Origin of the sequence: Chitinivorax sp. B (genome assembly GCF_005503445.1) — a bacterium.
Taxonomy (GTDB): Bacteria; Pseudomonadota; Gammaproteobacteria; order Burkholderiales; family SCOH01; genus Chitinivorax.
Genome location: NZ_SCOH01000055.1, coordinates 21,687 through 29,531, shown reverse-complemented (window position 1 = coordinate 29,531; position 7,845 = coordinate 21,687). Strand labels below are relative to the sequence as shown.

At 54.5% G+C, this 7,845-nt stretch carries 6 protein-coding genes and 1 pseudogene; 4 read left to right on the top strand and 3 right to left on the bottom strand.

Going from position 1 to position 7,845, the window contains the following annotated elements; translation table 11 throughout:
- The 3 genes and pseudogenes from FFS57_RS22200 to FFS57_RS22195 form a co-directional block, all read left to right on the top strand.
- Window positions 1-102 (top strand): annotated as a pseudogene (locus tag FFS57_RS22200) (IS5/IS1182 family transposase); the annotation flags it as partial.
- A gap of 85 nt (window positions 103-187) precedes the next feature.
- A complete protein-coding gene (locus tag FFS57_RS25335) occupies window positions 188-448 on the top strand; it encodes a hypothetical protein (RefSeq protein WP_171014143.1) in 261 nt (86 codons plus the stop codon).
- Between the two features lie 122 nt (window positions 449-570).
- Window positions 571-1,173, top strand: coding sequence for a 2-hydroxychromene-2-carboxylate isomerase (locus FFS57_RS22195; protein WP_137940025.1), 603 nt, complete (start codon window positions 571-573; stop codon window positions 1,171-1,173).
- A 387-nt stretch (window positions 1,174-1,560) separates the two neighbouring features.
- Here the strand turns inward: FFS57_RS22195 and FFS57_RS22190 are convergent, their stop codons facing one another.
- The 3 genes from FFS57_RS22190 to FFS57_RS22180 all read right to left on the bottom strand — a co-directional run bounded on the left by FFS57_RS22190 (window position 1,561) and on the right by FFS57_RS22180 (window position 5,276).
- Window positions 1,561-2,313 carry a hypothetical protein gene (locus FFS57_RS22190; RefSeq protein ID WP_171014142.1) on the bottom strand — a complete coding sequence of 251 codons (753 nt, stop codon included), beginning with the start codon at window positions 2,311-2,313 and terminating at the stop codon, window positions 1,561-1,563.
- Between the two features lie 78 nt (window positions 2,314-2,391).
- Window positions 2,392-3,777 carry an alkaline phosphatase gene (locus FFS57_RS22185; protein ID WP_249384121.1) on the bottom strand — a complete coding sequence of 462 codons (1,386 nt, stop codon included), beginning with the start codon at window positions 3,775-3,777 and terminating at the stop codon, window positions 2,392-2,394.
- Window positions 3,778-3,821: 44 nt separating this feature from the next.
- Window positions 3,822-5,276 (bottom strand): alkaline phosphatase, encoded by a 1,455-nt coding sequence (locus FFS57_RS22180; protein ID WP_137940022.1) that lies wholly within the window; start codon window positions 5,274-5,276, stop codon window positions 3,822-3,824.
- A gap of 366 nt (window positions 5,277-5,642) precedes the next feature.
- Here FFS57_RS22180 and FFS57_RS22175 point away from each other — a divergent pair, with 366 nt between their 5' ends.
- Window positions 5,643-7,592 carry a PhoX family protein gene (locus tag FFS57_RS22175; RefSeq protein WP_137940021.1) on the top strand — a complete coding sequence of 650 codons (1,950 nt, stop codon included), beginning with the start codon at window positions 5,643-5,645 and terminating at the stop codon, window positions 7,590-7,592.
- Window positions 7,593-7,845 lie beyond the last annotated feature (253 nt).

The window sequence follows — 7,845 nt, the reverse complement described above, 5'->3', positions numbered from 1 at the left end:
GAAAAACATCGGCGGCTGTGGAAGAACTGTGAGCGGCAGTTGAATACCAGCTTGCAGTTCATCCATCTCGCCTTCTTGGCTCTATTGCTCAAAAGACTTTGAACAGGCTCTTAGAGCCGCTAACAAAACCCAGCGAAGTGGGTCTGGTTAGGCGTGCAAACAAAGGCAGTACGAGCGTACGACGAGTTTGCATAACAATACCAGAAGGGTTTTGTTAGCGGCGCTTAATATCACACTGCAACTAGACCAGCACCCTGCCGCATGGGCCGCTTTGATTGATGAGTTGCGCGATGCACATCAGCATCTGGGCAAGCTGATTGATCAACTAAATGACGAACACGGGATGAGCGAAGCCGATTTCAGTGTGCATCTTGGACAGGTATATGCTCATTTGAATCGCGCCTGGCATCACCACGACCGAACTAATTTGCACCGGCACCGGCCATGAATGAAATGAGCGCGTTTCCGACTGATTTGCAGCCAATTGGCTGACAAATCCATGTATTTTCCTTGTGATCCGGGCACGATAGGCTAAGTTTAGGCTATACCGTTCTATATAACGAGGTCGTCATGTCGCTGTCGATCGATTTCTACTTCGATTTCAGCTCGCCCTACTCGTACATTGCCGCCAATCGCCTTGAAGGATTCGACGCGCGTAACGGCAAGACATTGACGTGGCGGCCGATTCTGATTGGTGCAATCTTCAAGCTGCTGAACAATCCCCCCCAAACAGAACTGCGTCAAGACTACATGATGCGGGATGCCAAGCGCACCGCAAGCTTCCATCGCATGCCCCTGAACTGGCCCAGCCGATTTCCGGTCAACCCACTGGCGGCATGTCGTGCCTTTTACTGGCTGTATGAAGACAAACCGGATGTCGCCATCCAGATTGCCCTGGCGCTGCTGAAAGCCTACTGGGTAACCGACCATGACATCAGCGATGCCGATTACGTGTTGGACCTGGGTGAGCGCTTCGGCATCGATCGTGAGTACTTGCAGGAAGGTTTGAATGACCAAACCGTGAAAGACAAGCTACGTCAGACGACGGAAGTCGCCTACCAGCGCGGGGTATTTGGTGTGCCCTGGGTATTCGTGGGTGACGAGCCCTTCTGGGGGCAAGACCGCCTGGACCAGATGGAACGCTGGGTACAGATCAGCGGCTGGAAGTATTGATTCGCCTTGTCATTTATTCCCCCATCCATCGAGTCGTTGTCTGCCGCACTGCCATCACGTCAACTTGCGCCGCCCATGCTGACTGATGTGTTCGACAGCGCCAAGCACTGGCCTTGCTAGCAAAGGCCAAATAGGCTGTTTGAGTGCCGCTGCGGCTGCTCATACCGACCACCAGAACAATTCACAGCCCACATACTGCTCGGGGATACAGAGGGCCGACAGCCCGTTGCAGTATCTTGATCTGAATGCCTAACAACTGCATCCCTTTGGCCAGCACCCGACCTGTACCCTGCATTTAGTACCATGACGATGTAGAGCCCGTTCCTTCAGAAAGGAACGGCAATGAAAAAGCGATTCACAGAAGAATGCAGCATCGCTCAATCCCAACTAATCCAGCAAATCAATATAGTCCTTGTGTTGCATACTGCCCAAGTGCCCCCATGGCAGCAGATGTTTGCTGGGCATAGCTTCCAGGTTGACTGTGGTGCGGGTCAGCCGTGTGCCGTTGGTAGTGCCGGATTCGATAACCAAGGGCACTTGGTGTTGAGCAGACCATAGCACGCGGGTGAATTGTCCAGCACCTTCCTGTTCATACCAGGTGGCACGGTCAACATCTGACGCCCTGCTCATTTTCTTCATCCGTTGCAGTGCTTGTTTGTCGACCAGGTAATAGGCGCGATCCCAAGCGTTGTCGAAGCCAACTTCGGGATAATCACGGGTGTCGGTATCGATGATTGTCTGACTGAGTGGTTGCACGAACTGCAGCTTCAACTGCCCATTGGCCTGCCGGGTGATCAATTTGGCAGACAGCGGCAGCATGTGCAGCTTGCCGCAACGCGCTGAGTGGACATGCCCCCCGGTGACGTAGCGGGCCTGCAGTGGGATCAACCGTTCAGTCCAGACCTGGTTACCTGCGCGTAAGAAACGTTCTTGGAATCGGGTGATCCGGCTTACCCCTTCGTTGGTCAGTTCGTGTGTTTCATAAGTCAGGGTTGCAGCCAAATCAGGCGCTGCGGTGGCGGTTTGTGCCAATACACCCAGCACCAGCCCTATCCATCGTTGTTTCATGTATTTACTTTCTCTTTCTGCAGCGTGCCCCACCAAGGGTCGCCACATGAATGCGAAACCTTGGCGGGACATGTCAATCACCCCAACCGTTACCACTTGTACTGCCGGTGTGCGACTTAGCTTGGTACAAGGGTCCGGTTGTTGGTGCGATTACAGGCCCATGACCGCTTTCAACAAACCAAATACCTTGGTGTTGTCCAGTGTGCCTTTGAAACCTTTGGAACCTGCGCCGCTGGCACCCAGCATCACATCGCCACCGCCATGGGTTTCAGATGACATTCTGACACCCGTTTCCTGCCGATAATCATCATGCAGCACCATGCTCTTGTCGATATCACCCGACACCAGCGTGGTGCGAACGTCCTTGCGGTTCGGCCCGTTACCAAATACCAGCGTGGTATAAGTATTACCGTCTGCATCCTTGTTCGGAGCGCAGGTTCGCGGGTCCTTGGCATCGGTACAATCCTTGTCCCGATAACTGCGCGACACATCCAGGATCGAGTTGCCACGGCGTGAGTAACCATTGATGGTCATGGTGTGGTCATGATCGGCGGTGAATACCACCAGCGTATTGTTCAGGTCCACCTTGTCCAACACGGCTTTGATGGCGTCATCGAAGGCAATGGTGTCTTCCATGACCCGTTTAGCATTGGTACCGTGCAGTGCATGGTCAATACGACCGCCTTCCACCATCAGGAAGTAACCGTTCGGGCTCTTACTCAGTACATCCACAGCCTTCACGGCCATTTCAGCCAGGTTGGGCTGATCCAAGTTCTTCTTGGCGCGATCCAGCTCGTAATCCATGTGGCTTTTGTGGAACAGACCGAACAATTTGTTGACTACCTTGCCATCGACCGCGCGTAGTGCCGCGCCGGTATCGGCATAGGTATAGCCTTGTGCCTTCATTTCGTTGATCAGATTACGTCCGTCCGGCCGAGTACCGCCATCGGCCTTCGGGATGAAATACTGCCTGCCACCACCCAGCAATACATCCAGCCCGTCCTTCAGGGCAGTGTTATACCCAGTGCCACCCGGCACGGCCTGTGCCGCAATGTCGCTCTCGGCATCGCGATGGCAGGTATGCGAGTAAGTTGCTGCGGGAGTAGCATGGGTCACACGGGTGGTGGTGACCGCGCCAACCGCCTTGCCCTTGGCCTTGGCCAGTTCAAGAATCGTTTCCACGGACTTGCCATTATTGGCACCGCAATTACCCACACCGGCGGAATTAGGCGAGATGGCCCGGGTATCAGCGGTCATCGAGATGACCTCGTTGTTCATCTTGATGCCCGTCATATAAGCCGCCATCGATGGGGCAGAATCAGTTGTCTGTGCATCATTCGAAAATGTCTTGATACGGGCGGTGCGGGTCAGTCTTTCCATCTGCAGGCTGCCAGCTTCGCCATATTTGTAGATCCGTGCAGCGGTGACAGTTGTCGGCCCCATGCCATCCCCCAAAAAGAAGATGACGTTCTTGGCCTCGCCCGCAGCTTGGGACACCAGCGGGAATGCCATTGCCACCAGGCTGGCAGCGATCATTGATGTGGTCCACTTCATGATGATTCCTTTTCTCGCAGTCGCGCTCACAGGCCAGCGGCCGCGCGCAGCAGGCCGAATACCTTGGTGTTGTCCATGAAGCCGGTGAATTGATCAGCACCCATGCCGGTCGCACCGATGAATACGTCGGTCCCGCCATGGGTTTCACTGCCTTGATCCTTGTTGATCCTGATCACGGCCTCTTGTGCGTAGGCATTGGCAGACACGATGTCATCGGTCAGCTCCACCGCAGTATTGCGATTGCCTGCGACACGATTGTGGCCGTTGCCAAAGCCGATGATCGTGAAAGGTTTACCGTCGTCATCCTTGGCAACGCTGCCGTCGCCATAGTCGCGCAACAAACCCAGAACACCTGGATTGGTGGACGTGGTCTTGCCAGTGCGTTTGGCGTAACCGTTCAGTACCAGGGTATGGTCATGGTCGGCCGTGACCACGATCAAGGTATTTTTCAGTTCCGGATCGGTCTTCTTTACTTCATCGATGGCAACCTTGATGGCGTGATCGAAGGCCACCGTATCCTGCAGTGCCTTTTTGGCAACGGTATCATGCAGTGCGTGATCGATGCGGCCACCCTCCACCATCAGAAAATAACCGCTCTTGTTCTTTTGCAACATGTTGATCGCCTTGACCGTCATTTCGGCCAGGCTCGGTTCCTTGGCTGCGTCGCGATCCAGGTCGTAACTCATGTGGCTACCGGTGAACAGGCCAACGACCTTGCCCTGCTTGCTTGGGTCGATGGCATCGAATTCGGCCCGTGACAAGGCCACAGTGTAGCCCTTGGCTTTCAGCTCGCTCGTCAGATCACGCTTGTCGGCTCGTTTACCACCTGCATCGGTTGGCAGGAAGAACTGCTTACCCCCACCCAGTACCACATCCATGCCATCTCCCAGTTTGCTGTTGAAGCCGTTACCGCCAGGCACCAATTGGGCTGCGATATCAGATTCCGCATCGCGATGGCAAACATGGGCGTAGGTCGCCGCTGGGGTGGCATGGGTTACGCGGGTCGTGGTGACAATACCTGTCCCCCAACCTGCCGCTTTTGCCAGTTCCAGAAAGGTGGTGGCCGGTGTGCCATTGGCAGCCCCACACTTGCCGGTCAATGTCTTGCCATCAGGCTCCAGCGCCTTGGTATCGGCAGACATGGAGATGACTTCATTGTTCATCTTCACGCCAGTCATATAGGCAGCCATCGACGGCGCAGAATCGGTCACCTGTGAATCGTTGGAATAGGTTTTGACGAAGCCGGTTTCAGGCAGCGTGTCGATGGTCAGGTCGCCCTCTTCACCCACAGAATAGATGCGGCTGGCGGTCAGAGTATTGATCCCCATTCCATCGCCCAGAAAGAAAATGACATTCTTGGGCGACTTTTCAGCTGCAGGTGGCGTAGTTGCCGGCACTTTCGAAGGGCTATCGTTACTGGAGTTGCAGGCGACAAGCAAAGCGCTTGAAGCCAACAGGCTCGCAATCAGCGTGCGTTTCATGATCCACCTCTAGGTTGAAAACCCGCCGGATGGTACTAAGCGATTCTTGCTATTTTGTTAAACACGCAAACAATCTGCCAGGGCATTGGTTTGTCGGTGGTAGCAATCCCATGCATTGACAAGGCATACGCGCCGGTTTGCCTGTTCGCTGTTTATTTGAACACATTCGTAAACGGTCAGTATCGCTTGACGACATGTATCAGCGTCATACGATCGTCATGCAGTTCCGGGATACTCGCCTGGGTCCCTGTTGTTCCCCTCGGCCCTCGAAAATCGAGGGCTTATTTTTGTTGTCACTTGTCATGTGACTGCAATATCCCCCGCCTACACTCTTGGCGATCCGTTTGTAGCCAACACGAGACTGTCATGAGCAAGCACGATATTGAAGATGAAGGGCTGTCCAATCCGTCCGGCAATCCGGTATTTGAGACCATTTTGAATGCACGGCTGAATCGCCGCCAGTTGATGCGGGGTGGGCTGGGCTCCCTAGCCCTCAGTCTGTTCAGCATGACAGGTCTGAGTGGCGTTGCCCAAGCCGCCAGTCTCACAGCACCAGAAGCCAAGCCAGGGTTCAAGCCAATCCCACCTTCGTTTGCAGACAAAGTCAATGTCGCTGAGGGCTATTCAGCGCACGTGTTTGTGCGTTGGGGTGACCCGATCGGTGATACGCTGGGCAATCCAGCCTTTTACGCCAATGCATCCAATTCAGCAGAAGACCAGTTGATCCAGTTCGGCATGCACCATGACGGCATGAGCTACCTGCCTTTGCCTTGGGGCAGCAACAGTTCAACCAGTGGCCTGATTGCCGTCAATCATGAATATATCGATCGTGGGCTACTCCACCCTACCGAACCCTCGTTCAGCCATACACCCGCCCAGGTACAAAAAGAAATCAATGCACATGGCGTGACCGTGTATGAAGTCAGTCAGACACCTAACCGGCAATGGCATGTCAAGCGACCATCCAAGTACGCACGCCGCATCACGGCCGATACGCCCTGTCGCATCGGTGGGCCCGCCAAAGGGCATGAGCTGATGCGCACCCAGTTTGACCCGAAGGGTGAGGAAATTCTCGGCACCCTCAACAACTGCGCCAATGGCCTGACACCTTGGGGCACGTATCTGACCTGCGAAGAAAACTTCAATGGTTATTTCACCAATTACTCTGACGATATCACGCCGGATCAGAAGCGCTATGGCGTCACCATGAAAGGCGCGGGCTATGAATGGACCAAGGCAGGGGGCATCCACACCCGTTTTGACTGCGGCCTGCATCCGAACGAACCAAACCGCTTTGGTTGGATCGTGGAGATTGACCCTTACGACGTCACTTCGCCCCCAGTCAAACGCACCGCGCTGGGCCGTTTCAAGCACGAAAATGCAGCAGTGACGCTGGCGGCGGATAATCGTGTGGTGGTGTATATGGGCGATGATGAGCGCTTTGAATACATCTACAAATTTGTCTCAGACGCCCGGTTTGATGGCAGTGACCGCAAAAAGAACCTGGATCTGCTCGACAAGGGTACCTTGTATGTTGCCCAGTTCAATGAGGATGGCAACGGCAACTGGCTACCACTGACCCCAAACAATCCCAAGCTGACTGCGTTCAAGGATCAGGCCGAGATCCTGATCAAAGCGCGTTCGGCAGCCGATGCTGCTGGCGCCACCCAAATGGACCGCCCGGAGTGGATTGCCATCCACCCGGTCACCCGTCAGGTGTATTGCACACTGACCAACAACAGCAAACGTGATAAGGCCGATGCCGCCAATCCACGAATCAAGAATACGCATGGTCATATTGTTCGCTGGGAAGAAAGCGATGCCGCGGCCGACACTTTCCGCTGGGACATTTTCGCCATGGCAGGCGACCCTGCCAGTGGTGTCGAAGCAAATCGGGGTAGTTTAAAGGGTGATCTCTACAGTGCACCAGATGGGTTGGCCTTTGACCAGCGCGGTATGCTGTGGATTGAAACTGATGTATCGACCAGTGCGATGTACCACCCGGAGCTAGCCAACAAACAGACCGAATTCAAACACTTCGGCAATAACCAGTTACTGGCGGTGAGCCCATCTGATGGCATCGCGAAGCGCTTTCTCACCGGCCCAGTCGGCTGCGAAATCACCGGTTTTACCATGACGCCGGATAGCAAGACGCTGTTCATCAATATCCAGCATCCCGGTGAGCCATTGGATGATAAGACCGAGTTCAACGATCCCAGACAACCCAGCCGTTACAGCGCATGGCCTGACGGTGGCCGTCCACGTTCCGCCACGCTGGTGATTACCAAGGATGATGGTGGTGTGATCGGTACCTGAGTTCAAATGGGGATGCTTCATACCCCAACCCAGTTTTAGCGGCTTCACAATCTCTCTCTCTCTTGAATTCCGCTTATTCGCCGGCCTTGTGCCGGCTTTTTTAACTGAACAACAAGGCCCTGTTATTCACAGGGCCTGTTGACGACTTGCCTGCACTTGATCAGTTCAAGCATGCCACTTGAACCACCTTAGAACCTTTTCAATGGCTGATTGCGCAACCGCGATCAGGGCTCATGTGCTGCTCAAAATCCTC